Raw genomic sequence first — 13,232 nt, 5'->3', positions numbered from 1 at the left:
TCGGCGGTGTCCAACAAGACAGCGTGCCTGGCAACTTCCTCCAATCCTTGGTCGCGGTTCTGGTGGGAAATGGGCTGTACTTTGCCCTTATGCCTCATCTGCCGGTGCTCGCCCAGCACCACATGAAGCGCCTTGACTGGGGCCTGGTGGTGGACTTCTGGATGTGCCTGGTCATCTACGGTTTTCTGGAGATTGCCAAGCGCTGGCGAGCCGGTCACCGCCATCCCACCCCCAAGTAACCTCAGTAACATGTCGCGAGCCTCACCCTCCCGGTACAATTCGCCCAAACATGCAAAAAATTGCCGTCCTGTACGATGCGAGCCAGGCGGTGCTGTCCACCTTCGACCTGGATGAGGTGTTGAATCAGATCCTGGGGATCGCGCGCGACTATTTTCACTTGCACAACGTCGCCATCCTCCTGCTCGATTCTGACACCAAGGAGTTGTGTGTCCGCAGCCAGGTGGGATGGGACGAAGGCCAGGACAAGATAAAAGTACTGGTGGGGCAAGGAATTACCGGCACTGCCGCCCGCCTCAAGCGACCCGTCTACGTCCCCGACGTGAGCAAGGATGCGCGTTACCTGAAATCGGCCCAGAGCACTCGTTCCGAGCTCGCTGTGCCACTTATGGTCCGCGATGAGGTCGTGGGCGTGCTTGACTGCCAGAGCGATCGCATCAACTTCTTTGATTCTGAAACCATTGACCTCCTCACGTTGTTTTCCACGCAAGCATCCATGGCGTTGCAGAATGCGCGGCTGTACTCGCTGGAGCAGCGCCGCTCCGCGCAGCTGGAGGCGATCAACGCTATAGCCAAGCAGACCACCGCAGTGCTCGAGCTCGAGGAATTGCTGACAAAACTATGCTTTTTGGTCCGGCAGTCTTTTCCAGCAGACCACGTTTGCGTGCTTCTAAAGGATGAAAATGCGCTTGTATTGCGTTCTCACGAAGGCAAGTTGACGCTGTTGATTTCTGAGCAGGAGCGCATCCCGGCTGGTGACAGCATCGCCTGGCGCGCTATCGGAACCAACAAAACCATTATTGAAAGTGATATTCGCAAGGCGGGGCATTATCTACCAATTTTCCGGGAGACCCGGTCCCGGATGTGCATCCCCCTGATTTCTTTTGGCCAGACCTTGGGAGTGCTGATGCTGGACAGCGCCCAGGAGGGCGCCTTCACGCTGGCCGATGCTCAGACCCTTGAATCGGTGGCGGACATATGCGCGACTGCAATCCAGAACACGCATTACGTTCAGCGCGTTCGCCAGCTGGCCTACATAGACGGTTTAACCGGGATGTTCAATCGCCGCTTTTTTGAGATCCGTATCGCTGAAGAGATGGAGCGAGCCCAGCGTCACAACGGCACCTTGGCCGTCATCATGATGGATATTGACCACTTTAAGCGGCTCAACGATGAATTCGGCCATTTGCTTGGTGATGAAGTGCTGCGTCAGATTTCTTCCGTGTTTTCGCTGCAGTTACGCAAAAGTGATGTGGTTTGCCGCTATGGAGGCGAGGAATTTGCAATCGTGCTGCCGCAGATCACGGCCGAACAGGCATTGAGCGTGGCTGAGAAGTTGCGCCGGGAAGTCGCCGGATGGCATTTCCCCGGCGTACCTCGTTCCGTAACCATCAGCGCTGGAACGGCAGCCTTCCCGCTGCATGGTCAGACCCGGGACGACATCGTTAAAGCCGCAGACGCCGCCCTCTATGCTGCCAAACAGGCGGGAAGAAACTGTGTTCGCGCGGCCGGGCTGGCGCCGGCAACTGCCTAAACCGTACGAAGGGCTACGGTCCCTTTTTTCGCAGATAGGTGAAGTCGTACTCCACTTGCCAGCTCTTTCCGCCATCCGTGGATCCCTGACTGAATTGCCGCACTCTGTCTGGTCCGAGATTAAAAAATTGGAGATGCCGCTTCAGGCGCGTCCCGTCAGGTTGGGGAATTTCGTCGGTCCAATAATCCATGTTTCCGTCCTTTAGTCCGCCGTAGAAATGAATCATGCCCCCATTGTTATCTACCCAGAATTGTTCCCAGCGCTTCCGGTCCGGGTTGTAAACGTTGTAGCTCTTTCCGGCATACCCGGTAGTCAAACTTGTCCAATTTTCCCAGATGACGCAGTCTGCCAGTTCTCTTGCAATGTGACTGGAACCTCGAGGCACGCTGTCCGCCGTAGCCACCACGTCCCAGTCGCCAACCCAAAAGTCGAATTGACGATTTTCTGCACTGTAGAAACACGGCTTCTGGTTACGTTTAACCTGCTCGAGCAATGCGGGGAAACGCGCATCGCTCCGTAACGGTTGCAAGTTGGTATCGGTAAGCATTTTGTCGGGGTCATTGAATCCTTGCTTCACGGCCTCGGATAATTCCTGAATGGCCTTCTCCAACTCGCCCATTGAGGCATATACACTTGCGCGACTGAAGCCAACCATGAAAGATGGCGTTCCGGCCGCTTGGGACTTTGCAAGTGCTTCCAGGGCAGCCTGATGTTTACCTGTGGCTTCAAGAGAGACGCCCAGGCGATACCAATAAATGCCGCTTTTCGGATGTGAGTTTGCGAGCTGCTCGTAAAGTCTTGTCGCCTTTGCCCAGTCTTTCGCCTGATATACGGACTCTGCTGCTGCCACATCCCCGCGTTGATCTTCCCCAGAACTTGGGACCGCCACGGCAGACAATGCCACGCAGAGCAGCAACAGACTAGACCTGAGCATCAGCATGATTTCTTCGCTCCCCTAGGAGATGAAAGCTCTCGGGTACCTTAGAGCGAGAATGCTGATGAAAGTGGCAAGGGTGGGATGACTGCTGAGGAAAGCGGTATCAGGTGTGGTCTGCGAGCGCCGAGACATATCGCCTTCGTGTCATTGCGAAGGCGATGGGAGCGTGCCTTAGAGGTTAGATTTCCTCCCATTCCTGTTGCAGCTGATGCAGCTGCTCTTCAATGGATTTCCGAATCTCGTCTGGATTCACCTGCCGCCGGATTTCTTCGGCCATGTGTTTTGCATTCTGTTGCATTTTCTCCAGTTGTGGCCGAATGTGCTCCAGTTCGGCATTCAAACCGTGGAGGTCCACGCTGGCGCTGACCTCCAATGGGTCAAAGCGCAACCCCGAATTTTTACCAGCTTTGCGAGGCGCGGCAAACGAGAGTGTCTGCTGTTTACGTTCGCGCACAATTGAGATAGCAACCGTCTTGCTTCCGTTGGCTCGCAAAGCCCGTCGCCAGTCATTGCTGTCAGCGATTGGCTGGCCTCCCACCTTGATCACAACATCCCCTGCACGAAACCCAGCCCGCTCCGCTGCGCTGCCCTTCTCAACCGAGCGCACCAGCACTCCCTGCCCGTTCTTTACACCAAAATACTCACCCAATTGGGGGGTCAAATTCTCCACCATCAGGCCCCCGCGAACGGACGAATGCACCACCACATCGAATGACGGAACGTCCATCTCCGGCATCATCTCAATACGCGGCATTGCCGGCATCGCCGGCATGGCTGGCATGGCAGGCATAGCAGGCATGGCCGGAAAGTGATTCATTCCCCACTCCCCTGAAGCGGGCCCCGAAGGAAAGCTCTGCGGGCGTTTTCCTAGTTCAACCTTCACAGTCACGGGCTGGCCGTCTCGACTGATGCCCAAGATCGCCGTCCGCCCTGGGGGTACTTCCCGGATCATCCGCCGAAATTGCGCCACGCTCTCCACCGGTGAGTTGTTGATGCTCAGAATTACGTCGTGCTCTTTCAGGCCGAACTTGCCTGCGGGAGCGTCCTGGTCCACCATGGTGACTTCCACGCCGCGCTCTTCCTTCAACTTCAATTCGGCCAAACGATCCGAACTGACGTCGCGAGTGTCCACCCCGAGATAGGAAACGGCTTGCTCTTCTCCAAACGTGCCGGGGCCGGGAGCAACTCTTGCCGGTGGTTCTGCCAAGCCGGACTGAACTCCCGTCAGCACCAATATCATCAGAACTATCAACTGTGCTTTGCGCATATTCGACTCCTGCCCGCTTGGTGCGCGCTCAGCTAGCGGCCGGCACGCAAGAGCGAGATATCACCTGAATTGGTTTCGACCTTGAGCACTGGCCCCCCGCCGTTCAGACTGCCATCCGCCATGACCCGCTTGGGTCCATATTCTTCGCCTTCTATGGTCACCTTAAACTGCGGAAAATCCGAACGAATATTGTGGCCGCTTGCCATTTCGATAGCCGCGTGCAAAGTAAGTGCGATTTCCGGCAATAAATAAACCGTAATATCGCCGGAGGGTGTCTCTAGTGACGACTCGGTGAAATTTCCACGGCTGGCGATAAACTCCGCGATGATCGCGCCCCCGCCAGTTTCGACACGCGCTCCGCTTCCCAGCTTGAAAAGCTCGATGCTGCCACCACCGCTTTCCGCTTTCACCGCTCTCTTGGCGCCGGCCACGCGAATACTGCCGCCACCCGTCTCTAATTCCGCTGGACCGTCAATTTGTCCCAGTTCAATGCTCCCACCCCCGGTCGAGGCCTTCACTTTTCCCAGGCAGCGTCTCACCGCAATGCTGCCACCGCCGGTCTCCAGTAATGCGCCTTGCATTCCGTCCCCGACCTCTACGCTGCCGCCGCCAGTTTGCGCCTCAATCTTGCCTTTGACCGAGCCTATATGAATGCTCCCACCGCCGGTCTCCAATTTGAGGTCTGCGCCCGCCGCGTCCACAGCAATGCTGCCTCCGCCGGTTTCACCTGTGATGTTCCCGGCGATTTGCTCCAGCTTCATGCTTCCTCCGCCGGTGGAAGCGTCCACCCGGCCAGCGATGCTAGCCACAACCATACTTCCACCCTGGGTCTCCAGCTTCGCCCAATCCAGATTGCGAGGAACATCCAAAGAAAAATCAACTGATAGCCGGTGGACTCCGCCTTCGGGCGCTTCACCCTCGATCGAGGCAGTATCGCCCTCCGTACCGACAGAAACTTTAAATGTCTCGAACCGCCGCCGCGCGGCTTGCTCTGACGATGCATTGATGCGTTTACGGATCACGTAATTGATACTGTTTTGGTTGCCGCCCTGGACCCGAACCGCGCCTGCATCTGTGCTGAGGCGCAGATTACGAACCGCAGGAAGCGAGCCCGTAATCTCTTCTACCCAGCTGTCGCCCTGGCGGAAAACCCGCGACTGCTGCGCTACTGCGGGCAAGGCTGCAAGCGCCACAAAAATCACGAATTTGGCCAACGCTCTTCTCACCGCTTAATCAACCTCAGGTAATTCAGCCAGCACCGAACGCGACTGCTGGCGGATGTACTGATTCTTATCTTGCCGCGCCAGCCGGACGAGAGCGGCGCGTACGCTGCTATCAACCCGCACCGGCTCCAGGAAGTGAATAGCTTGCGCCCGCACTCCCAGATTGCCATCATTCAGCAGCGCTTCCAGTACCACATTGCGCACCCGCGTATCGCCCTTTACGTATGGGCCCAACGCTCCAAGCGCCTTCAGCCGGCAACCCGGGTTTGTATCGTAGCGGAGCGCATATATGAGGGTCTCGCGGGATTGCGGATCCTGCGGATTTTGCGCCAGCAAGTCCACGGAATCCAAGCGCACGCCGGAGTTGTAATTGTTGCGCGCGGCGTAGAGCAATAGCTGCTGGATCCGCGAATCATTCAGCGACCCTTGCGCCGATTGTGTAGTCACCGTGTCATACTTGATGTCAATCTTGTTGCTGCCCGGCCTTTGAGTGATGTCGCGAATGCCCGCGATTGAAGATTCCACAGGTTGTTGCTGGTTGGTGGTAACGGCAGAGTTGTTGGGACGGACACCAGAAACCATCTTGTACGTGGCGCCGATTCCTGCCGCAAACCCCACGATGAAAATAACGCTGGCCAGTGCTGGTGAAAATCGTCCAGGCGTGAACCAACTGGAGAGATCAAAGGTCCAGCGATGCAGCCAGCCGGGACGCTCAACCGTCTCTAACGCTTCCTGAAGACGCATTCGGGAGGCGGCCAGCATATTGGGGCTCGGTTCCTGCACCGGCAGGACTGAAAGTCCTTGCTTAAAGCTTCCCGCGGCGTCCAGCTCAGCAGCGCAACCTGCGCAGCGGCGAACATGCTGCTCCAGCTCGAAACGCGCGTCGTCCAGAAGCTCATCGTAGATGTACAAAACAATATTGTTCTTTACCCATTCGCACTTCATCGCTTGCCTCCCCTTCCCGGGGCCCTATTCAACGTATGTCCGCCAAAACCACTCGCAGCTTCTGGGTGGCGCGGAACAGCGTGTTCTTTGCCGTTTCCTCGGTGGTATTCAGGATCTCTCCCACGGTCCTCAACTTCATTCCGTGATAGTGCTTCAACTCAAACACCATGCGCTCGCGCGGTGTCAGCTTCTCCAGTGCCTGCGTGATTCGGCCGCCCACTTCACGCCTCATCAGATCACGCTCCGGGTTGCTGACCGCACGTCCGTCAGGCACTTGGTCCAGCACATCGTACTGCTCGCCGCTGGCGTCAGTGGCCACAGGTGGATCTTCTTTGCGCACCTGCCGCTTGCGCAGGTGGTCAAGACACAGGTTCGTGACGATGCGGTAAATCCAAGTGTAGAAAGAGCACTCAAACCGGAAGCTGCCCACGTTTCTGTAGGCCTTCAAAAACGCGTCCTGGTAAATATCCTGGGCGTCGGCTTCGGAGCCGGTCAGGTGCAGCGCCAGCCGGAGCACAGCATGGTCGTAGTGGCGCACCAACTCTTCGAAGGCGGCGTGGTTGCCACGCTGGGCCTCACGGACTAAGACGGTGTCGTCGACGCGGCTGAAACTCTGTCCCATGCTCCCCCGAGCCGAGGGGTTTTCGGATACGCCGCCCTGTTCCTGCCCACTGCGGGGGTAGGAACCTTCGCCAACCGTCCACGGAACTGCCAGAGCATCGGCCGGCATAGTTACCTCTGGACCTGTTTCCGGCACAGCTTGCTTTAAAGCTTTTGTGCCGGTTTGCATAGACTTGGACGGGTCAGTAGGCATTCCGTGAGCAGAATTATAGGGCTTTACCGCCATAGGCGAGGGCCAATGGGGGGATGGACGCGGGCGAGAGTGCCCGCCTCCATTTTGCGGAATTACTCGGGAGTCGCTTCCTTTTCCACGACAACTTTTAAGTGAGCCGTAACCTCTTTGTGGAGCTTCACCGGGATGGAAAACTCCCCTATCGCTTTAAGCGGCTCATGAAGCTGGATTTTGCGGCGATCCAGGTTGAAGCCCCGCTTTTCAAGCTCGGCAGCAATGTCGGCCGAGGTCACGGAGCCGAACAACTGCTCGTGTTCACCCGAGCGGCGGCGGAAGGTTACGCTGAGATCGTCAAACTGCTTGGAGAGAGCTTCCGCCTCTCCTTTCTCGCGCGCTGACCGGCGCAGCGCGGCCGCCTTCATCTGTTCGATCACTGCCTTATTGGCGGTGCTTGCCTCGATAGCTAATTTTCTGGGCAGGAGGTAGTTCCGTCCGTAGCCTTCGGCTACCTTCACCACGTCACCACGTGAGCCCAGCTTCCCTACATCTTCCTTGAGAATAACTTCCATATTGAATGACTCCATTTCGAATCTATAGCTCCACTTACCGAGCTGCTTGCACCGAATTCCTCTAGGTGCGGCCAAACGGCAGCAGGGCGATGTTGCGGGCCTGCTTGATGGCGACCGACAGCCGGCGCTGGTGCGGCGTGCACACTCCCGTCAAGCGGCGCGGCACAATTTTCCCGCTCTCTGCCACAAACTGGGAGAGAAGGCGATAGTCTTTGTAGTCAATAGACTGGATCTTCTCCACGCAGAATTTGCAGACCTTCTTCCGGCGAAAATACTTTCGACCGCCCTCGCGACCTCCCCCGCCGCCGGGGCGCCGTTCTGAGCGTGGCCCGCCATGTCCACTGGGACCACTGGATGTCGGCACTGGAGCCGGAGGCGCAGAGGTGGATGCGCCATCTGCCGCACCCTGTGTTCTAATTTCTTCAGCCATAATTCTCCTTCACAATTGTCGGTGGTGCGCATCGCGCTGCCTTCTATGCAGTGACTTCGGCGGGCTCGCCGCCGGTCTCCGCCGGCGGGGGAGCTTTAGCCGCACGTTTAGCTTTGATTTTGGCCAGTCGTGCCTGTTCCTGGTCCACTCTCACGGTGAGGAATTTGATCACCGGCTCAGTCACCCGCAGGCGCCGTTCCAGTTCGTGAATCGCTGGCCCTCCGCCCTCAACCGTCAGCAAGATATAGTTGCCATCCTGAAAGCGGCCGACCATGTAAGCCAGGCGTCGCTTGCCCATACGCTCCACGTGGTTCATCTTCCCGCCCGATGCCGCGACCTGGCTTTCCAGGTTTGAAATCAGACGGTCAACTTCTTCTTCCGCCATATCAGGCCGGATAATAAACATCACTTCGTAAATGCGATCCATTGACGTTTTCTCCAAATCTCTAATCTTCGGCCGACTCGTCTTTGCGGTTGAAGCGATTCATGGCCGCTGCCGCGCCTTCTTTCAGGACCACTTCCACCGCGTCCGCGGCGGTATCCAATAACTTGTCCACCGCTGCCAACTGTGACTTACGAAACTGCGATAACACGTAGCGCGCTCCGTCGGGCACCTTGCGCTCGGGTGCAACGCCCAGCCGCAGCCGTAAGAACTCCTGCGTACCCAACGCCCCGATGATTGACTCCACCCCCTGGTGGCCGGCTGAACTGCCCCGCTGCCGGATGCGAATAGCGCCAAACGGCAGATCCAGTTCATCCCAAATCACAATCAGGTCGCGCTCGCTCTGAAGCTCATATTCGGCAATCAGCTCCCGGACCGCCAAGCCACTCAGGTTCATGTAAGTTTCTGGCTTGGCCAACAGCACCGTTTCCGGTCCAATTACAACTTTGCCAGTGAGCGCCCGACAGTGGCGATTGTTCACCTGCACCTGGTAGCGCTCGGCGATACGGTCCACCGCCAAAAAACCCAGGTTGTGCGGCGTGAACTGGTACTCGATGCCCGGATTGCCGAGCCCGACGATCAGCTTCACGCCCTAGCCACCAGCTTGCGTCATTTCTTTTCTTTCTTCTCGGCCTTTTCCGGCTTCTTTTCAGCCTTCTCCGTCGCCCCTTCGGCGGCAACGTCTTCCTCAGTCTCCTGCTTGCCCTTCTTGATAACTTCAGGTTCGGCAGGCGCCGCGGCAGCCTCTGCAGCCACCGCTTCCGGAGTCGGAGCCACTTCCTCCTTCACCGTGATGACGTGCGCCACCGGCTGGTTGGGATCTGTAAGAAACTTCAGCTTTTCATTGTGCGGAAGATCGGCCACACGAATAACCTTGCCGAAAACCAACTCGGTGACATCGGCTTCGATGGAGCTGGGGATGTCTTGAGGCAAACACTCAATTTCCACTTCGCGCAGCACTTGTTCCAGAATGCCGCCCTGCTGCTTCACGCCCGCGGCTTCGCCGCGAAGCACGATCGGCACATTCACATGGAGCTTCTCATCCATGGCAATGCGCTTCAGGTCAACGTGCAGCAGGCTGCCTTTGATGGGCTCATACTGCCAATCAACAATCATCGCCTTGGTGCGCTCGCCGTCCAGCGCCAGTTCAAAAATCGTGTTGTGCCCAGAGGCCGAATGAAGGATGCGCGAAACCTGCTTGGGATCCACGCTCACGGTCATGGGATCGCGTTTCGCGCCATAGACCACGCCAGGCACCTGGCCGCTTTTGCGCAGCCGACGGGCCACGTTCTTGCCGCTGGACTCGCGGGGTTTTGCTTCCAGAATGTCGTTTGCTGCTGCCATAATTTTTGTTCCTGCCTATACGAATAATTTGCTGACCGAAGTTTCTTCGTGAATCGACTGTATCGCTCGCGCAATCAATCCTGCGATTGAGCGCACTTTGATCTTTGGTTGGTTACGGGCAGCTTCGCTCAGCGGAATGGTGTTAGTCACCACTACCTCTTCGATGGGCGAATCAGCCAGGTTCTCCAATGCCGGGCCGGAGAGCACGGGGTGCGAAGCACAGGCATAGACTCGCGTCGCGCCACTCTCGATTAGCGCCCGGGCCGTTTTCACCAATGTCCCGGCTGTGTCAATCAAATCGTCAATGAGCAAGCAGCTGCGGCCCTGCACATCACCGATCACGTGCATCACTTCCGTGACATCCATTTCGACTCGCCGTTTATCCACGATGGCCAAAGGTACGTCCATCTTCTTCGCGAAGAACCGGGCCCTCTCTACACCGCCGGCGTCAGGAGACACCACGGTGAGGTTGGGCAGATTCATCTTCTTGAAGTAATCCACCAGCACCGGCGAAGCGAACAGGTGGTCCACCGGAATATTGAAAAATCCCTGGATCTGCGGAGCGTGCAGGTCCACCACTAAGGCGCGATCGGCTCCAGCGGTGGTCAACAGATCAGCCACTAGCTTGGCGGAGATTGGCACCCGCGGTTTGTCCTTGCGGTCCTGCCGGGCGTAGCCGAAGTATGGGATCACGGCTGTGATGCGTCGCGCCGAAGCGCGTTTGAGCGCGTCAATCATCAGCAGCAGTTCCATCAAATGCATATCCACCGGATCGCAGGTCGGCTGCATCAGAAAAACGTCCGCGCCACGGACGTTCTCCTGAATCTGCACATATGCTTCTCCGTCTTTGAAACGAGTGACCAAAGCCGCGCCTCGCGAGAGTCCAAGGAAGGCGCACACTTCGTCGCACAAGCTGATATTCGCCGTTCCGCAAAAGACTTTAAACTTGTCGTCCACACGACCCCGTTGGGGCTTGCGCTCAGTTTTGCTATCTGTCGTTTGCTGCGGTTTTTTCTCCGCTGCGGGTGCCAGAATAGTGGCCATGGCTTGTCTCGTCTCCGGAGTCAAGTTGCGCTGCAGGTCCCAGTTTTTACGCGGCACTGGCATTTATTCAATTCATTTCTGGCTGGGCGGCTAGGATTCGAACCTAGACAAAGTGCTCCAAAGGCACTTGACCTACCATTAGTCGACCGCCCAACTCTGCCGTCGAACCTACCGCCTCAATTACAAATTACAAGTCAGGAAATTACAAATGCTTCCAATATTCACGGCGCGTAACCGTCCTTGTCGCCTCGGCTAATGTGCCCTCTGCCGCCAACCTTCTGGCTGCTCGCACTGCCGCCGGCCGCGAGCCGAATAATCCATATACAGCAGAGCCAGATCCGGAGAGCGACGCGTAGTTCGCGCCTTCCCTCTGCAAGGTCCGCTTCAGTTCTCGTAATTCGGGATGCTGCGGAAACACGACTTGTTCGAAGTCGTTTGCGATCCCGGTACGGACGAGTTCGAGAAGCGGATTCTCGGCTCGGCCCCCGTCAAAATCCACAGGGACACCGGAGGACGATCTCCCGGTCAAACCTAACCGCCGGGGTAAATAGCCGTTCAGCCACAATAGAGCCGCAGAACTGAACCAATTGATTCTATCGGAGGCTTCCCCAGCGGTCAATTTCCGTTGTCTCTGCGTGCGGTCCCAGTCCGCAAAGGCTTTGGGAGTCGAAATTCCGATGCGCGGTGTGGCGATTACACACTGAAATGACGGGCCATCATCGAGGGGATACACCTCTTCACCTCGGCTGACCCCGAGCACGGTACCGCCAATCAAAAACAGCGGCAGGTCAGAGCCAATCTCGGCGGCGATTCGCATCCGTTCGGGCAATGGCAGCTCGCGCTTCAGTTCATGCTGTAGCGCCTGCATTGTAGCCACCGCATTCGAAGAGGCGCCGCCCAGTCCGCCCTGTACCGGCAAACGCTTTTCGATCTCAATGGTGACTCGTCGCTTGATTCCCAGGGCCGCCAGCAAACGTTCTGCCGCTTGATAGCAGGTGTTGGAATCGTCTTGCGGAACTCCTGCAACTTCGCAGCGAATTCTGATTCCGCTGCCGCGTTCAACTTGCACGCGGACGCGGTCGTGCAGCCCGACCGTTTGGTAGATCGTGCGCAGCTCGTGATAGCCGTCCTTCCGCCGCACTCCAATGCATAGACCCAGATTGATTTTGCCAAATGAGCGGACGGTGGTCGGCATGGAGCAGAGATTCTACTCTGCTCGACTCAACAGCAGCTTAATAACAGGAAACTTGCACTCACTCTATAGATTGTTTAGAAGAGCGAGCTTTGGCGTCGGCTCGGGGTAATGCCGAAGTGATCGTAGGCCAGGCGAGTGGCAGTACGTCCGCGCGGGGTGCGATTCAGAAACCCGATTTGAATTAGGAACGGTTCGTAAATTTCCTCGATTGCGTCGGGCTCCTCGGCCAGTGCGGCGGCCAAAGTATTCACGCCGACCGGACCGCCCTGGTACTTCTCAATGATCGTTAGCAGCAGCTTGCGGTCAATTTCGTCGAAGCCATGCTTGTCCACTTCCAGCATGTGCAACGCCGCTTGTGCGGTTGCCAAGTCTATGCGGCCGGCTCCACGAACCTGGGCGTAATCACGCACCCGCCGCAATAGGCGATTGGCAATGCGCGGCGTGCCCCGGGCGCGGCTCGCTATTTCCAGGGCGCCGGCGTGGTCAATCTCTACACCCAAAATCTCTGCCGAGCGTTTCACGATCACGATCAGTTCCTGATCGGCATAAAATTCCAGCCGCAGTACAATTCCAAAACGCGAGCGCAATGGCGATGACAACAACCCGGCGCGCGTCGTCGCTCCCACGAAGGTGAACGGCTTCACCTCCATGGTGTGGGTCCGCGCGGCCGGCCCTTGGCCGATGATGATGTCCAGCTTGTAATCTTCGAGCGCGGAGTAGAGCAGTTCTTCCAATTGGGGCTGCAGGCGGTGAACTTCGTCAATAAACAGCACCTGTTTTTCACGCAGGTTTGTGAGGACCGCGGTCAGGTCGCCTTTGATCTGCAGCGCCGGCCCGGATGTCTGCTGGAATTGCGCGCCCAATTCGTTCGCAATGATGCTTGCTAGTGTCGTTTTTCCCAATCCGGGAGGACCGTAGAGCAGCACATGATCGAGGGCCTCACCCCGGGAACGGGCTGCCTCAATGGCGACCGCGAGGTTTTCCTTCACCTTGGGCTGTCCGATGAATTCCTGCAGACGGCGCGGACGAAGTTTCAGTTCAAAGGAGGCGTCGTCTTCTACCGGCACCGCGGAGACCAGCCGCTGCCTTACTTCAGGATTGCTTGCTGTAAGGGACACTCTGGCCGGATAGTAAGACGAAAATCAGGCGAAGGCAATGCTATAGAAGCTCCATTTACAGCACTCCTTATCTGGGGAGACCGCTTTTGCGCCCCCGTCCTACGGAAAGGCGCGTTCTCCACAGGTTATCCACACAGATTCGCCTTTTATTCGC

15 protein-coding genes and 1 tRNA gene are annotated in these 13,232 nt (G+C 57.3%); 2 read left to right on the top strand and 14 right to left on the bottom strand.

Annotation, left to right across the window (positions count from 1 at the left end; translation table 11 throughout):
- Positions 1-23: 23 nt before the first annotated feature.
- Both VFA76_04025 and VFA76_04020 read left to right on the top strand, forming a co-directional pair.
- Positions 24-239: a hypothetical protein gene (locus VFA76_04025; GenBank protein ID HZR31007.1), complete on the top strand. Its 216-nt coding sequence runs from the start codon at positions 24-26 to the stop codon at positions 237-239.
- Positions 240-289: 50 nt separating this feature from the next.
- Positions 290-1,771: a sensor domain-containing diguanylate cyclase gene (locus VFA76_04020; GenBank protein ID HZR31006.1), complete on the top strand. Its 1,482-nt coding sequence runs from the start codon at positions 290-292 to the stop codon at positions 1,769-1,771.
- A 13-nt stretch (positions 1,772-1,784) separates the two neighbouring features.
- Here the strand turns inward: VFA76_04020 and VFA76_04015 are convergent, their stop codons facing one another.
- From VFA76_04015 to ruvB, 14 genes are all read right to left on the bottom strand, one after another.
- Entirely contained in the window at positions 1,785-2,711 is a 927-nt protein-coding gene (locus VFA76_04015) for a tetratricopeptide repeat protein (GenBank protein HZR31005.1), read from the bottom strand.
- A gap of 175 nt (positions 2,712-2,886) precedes the next feature.
- The gene (locus VFA76_04010; protein ID HZR31004.1) at positions 2,887-3,975 is read right to left on the bottom strand and encodes a PDZ domain-containing protein; all 1,089 of its coding nucleotides are present in this window, start codon (positions 3,973-3,975) and stop codon (positions 2,887-2,889) included.
- Between the two features lie 32 nt (positions 3,976-4,007).
- Positions 4,008-5,189 (bottom strand): hypothetical protein, encoded by a 1,182-nt coding sequence (locus VFA76_04005; GenBank protein ID HZR31003.1) that lies wholly within the window; start codon positions 5,187-5,189, stop codon positions 4,008-4,010.
- Between the two features lie 15 nt (positions 5,190-5,204).
- Entirely contained in the window at positions 5,205-6,143 is a 939-nt protein-coding gene (locus tag VFA76_04000) for a HEAT repeat domain-containing protein (protein ID HZR31002.1), read from the bottom strand.
- 28 nt (positions 6,144-6,171) lie between these two features.
- Positions 6,172-6,765, bottom strand: coding sequence for a sigma-70 family RNA polymerase sigma factor (locus VFA76_03995; GenBank protein HZR31001.1), 594 nt, complete (start codon positions 6,763-6,765; stop codon positions 6,172-6,174).
- A gap of 284 nt (positions 6,766-7,049) precedes the next feature.
- Positions 7,050-7,505: a 50S ribosomal protein L9 gene (gene rplI, locus VFA76_03990; GenBank protein ID HZR31000.1), complete on the bottom strand. Its 456-nt coding sequence runs from the start codon at positions 7,503-7,505 to the stop codon at positions 7,050-7,052.
- A 61-nt stretch (positions 7,506-7,566) separates the two neighbouring features.
- A complete protein-coding gene (gene rpsR, locus VFA76_03985) occupies positions 7,567-7,935 on the bottom strand; it encodes a 30S ribosomal protein S18 (protein HZR30999.1) in 369 nt (122 codons plus the stop codon).
- A gap of 43 nt (positions 7,936-7,978) precedes the next feature.
- Positions 7,979-8,362, bottom strand: a complete 384-nt coding sequence (rpsF, locus tag VFA76_03980; GenBank protein HZR30998.1) for a 30S ribosomal protein S6 — start codon at positions 8,360-8,362, stop codon at positions 7,979-7,981.
- Between the two features lie 19 nt (positions 8,363-8,381).
- Positions 8,382-8,966 carry an aminoacyl-tRNA hydrolase gene (gene pth, locus VFA76_03975; protein ID HZR30997.1) on the bottom strand — a complete coding sequence of 195 codons (585 nt, stop codon included), beginning with the start codon at positions 8,964-8,966 and terminating at the stop codon, positions 8,382-8,384.
- Positions 8,967-8,986: 20 nt separating this feature from the next.
- Complete coding sequence (locus tag VFA76_03970; protein HZR30996.1) at positions 8,987-9,721, bottom strand: 50S ribosomal protein L25; 735 nt, start codon at positions 9,719-9,721, stop codon at positions 8,987-8,989.
- A 15-nt stretch (positions 9,722-9,736) separates the two neighbouring features.
- On the bottom strand, positions 9,737-10,828 hold the full coding sequence (locus tag VFA76_03965) for a ribose-phosphate pyrophosphokinase (GenBank protein HZR30995.1): 1,092 nt from the start codon (positions 10,826-10,828) through the stop codon (positions 9,737-9,739).
- Between the two features lie 16 nt (positions 10,829-10,844).
- Positions 10,845-10,918: transfer RNA gene (locus VFA76_03960), tRNA-Gln, on the bottom strand.
- A 49-nt stretch (positions 10,919-10,967) separates the two neighbouring features.
- Positions 10,968-11,960, bottom strand: coding sequence for a 4-(cytidine 5'-diphospho)-2-C-methyl-D-erythritol kinase (ispE, locus tag VFA76_03955; protein ID HZR30994.1), 993 nt, complete (start codon positions 11,958-11,960; stop codon positions 10,968-10,970).
- Between the two features lie 74 nt (positions 11,961-12,034).
- Positions 12,035-13,078 carry a Holliday junction branch migration DNA helicase RuvB gene (ruvB, locus tag VFA76_03950; protein HZR30993.1) on the bottom strand — a complete coding sequence of 348 codons (1,044 nt, stop codon included), beginning with the start codon at positions 13,076-13,078 and terminating at the stop codon, positions 12,035-12,037.
- Positions 13,079-13,232: the final 154 nt, after the last annotated feature.

The sequence above is a fragment of the Terriglobales bacterium genome (genome assembly GCA_035651655.1).
Classification (GTDB): domain Bacteria; phylum Acidobacteriota; class Terriglobia; order Terriglobales; family Acidobacteriaceae; genus DASRFG01.
The sequence above is the reverse complement of the archived record's forward strand: the minus strand, read 5'-3'. Positions and strand labels throughout refer to the sequence as shown.

Excerpts from the sequence above, each read along its gene's own strand:
- VFA76_04020 (HZR31006.1), top strand. The coding sequence starts at position 290 with ATGCAAAAAATTGCCGTCCTGTACGATGCGAGCCAGGCGGTGCTGTCC.
- VFA76_04015 (HZR31005.1), bottom strand. The coding sequence starts at position 2,711 with ATGCTGATGCTCAGGTCTAGTCTGTTGCTGCTCTGCGTGGCATTGTCT.
- VFA76_04010 (HZR31004.1), bottom strand. The coding sequence starts at position 3,975 with ATGCGCAAAGCACAGTTGATAGTTCTGATGATATTGGTGCTGACGGGA.
- VFA76_04000 (HZR31002.1), bottom strand. The coding sequence starts at position 6,143 with ATGAAGTGCGAATGGGTAAAGAACAATATTGTTTTGTACATCTACGAT.
- VFA76_03995 (HZR31001.1), bottom strand. The coding sequence starts at position 6,765 with ATGGGACAGAGTTTCAGCCGCGTCGACGACACCGTCTTAGTCCGTGAG.
- rplI (HZR31000.1), bottom strand. The coding sequence starts at position 7,505 with ATGGAAGTTATTCTCAAGGAAGATGTAGGGAAGCTGGGCTCACGTGGT.
- rpsR (HZR30999.1), bottom strand. The coding sequence starts at position 7,935 with ATGGCTGAAGAAATTAGAACACAGGGTGCGGCAGATGGCGCATCCACC.
- rpsF (HZR30998.1), bottom strand. The coding sequence starts at position 8,362 with ATGGATCGCATTTACGAAGTGATGTTTATTATCCGGCCTGATATGGCG.
- VFA76_03970 (HZR30996.1), bottom strand. The coding sequence starts at position 9,721 with ATGGCAGCAGCAAACGACATTCTGGAAGCAAAACCCCGCGAGTCCAGC.
- VFA76_03965 (HZR30995.1), bottom strand. The coding sequence starts at position 10,828 with ATGCCAGTGCCGCGTAAAAACTGGGACCTGCAGCGCAACTTGACTCCG.
- ispE (HZR30994.1), bottom strand. The coding sequence starts at position 11,960 with ATGCCGACCACCGTCCGCTCATTTGGCAAAATCAATCTGGGTCTATGC.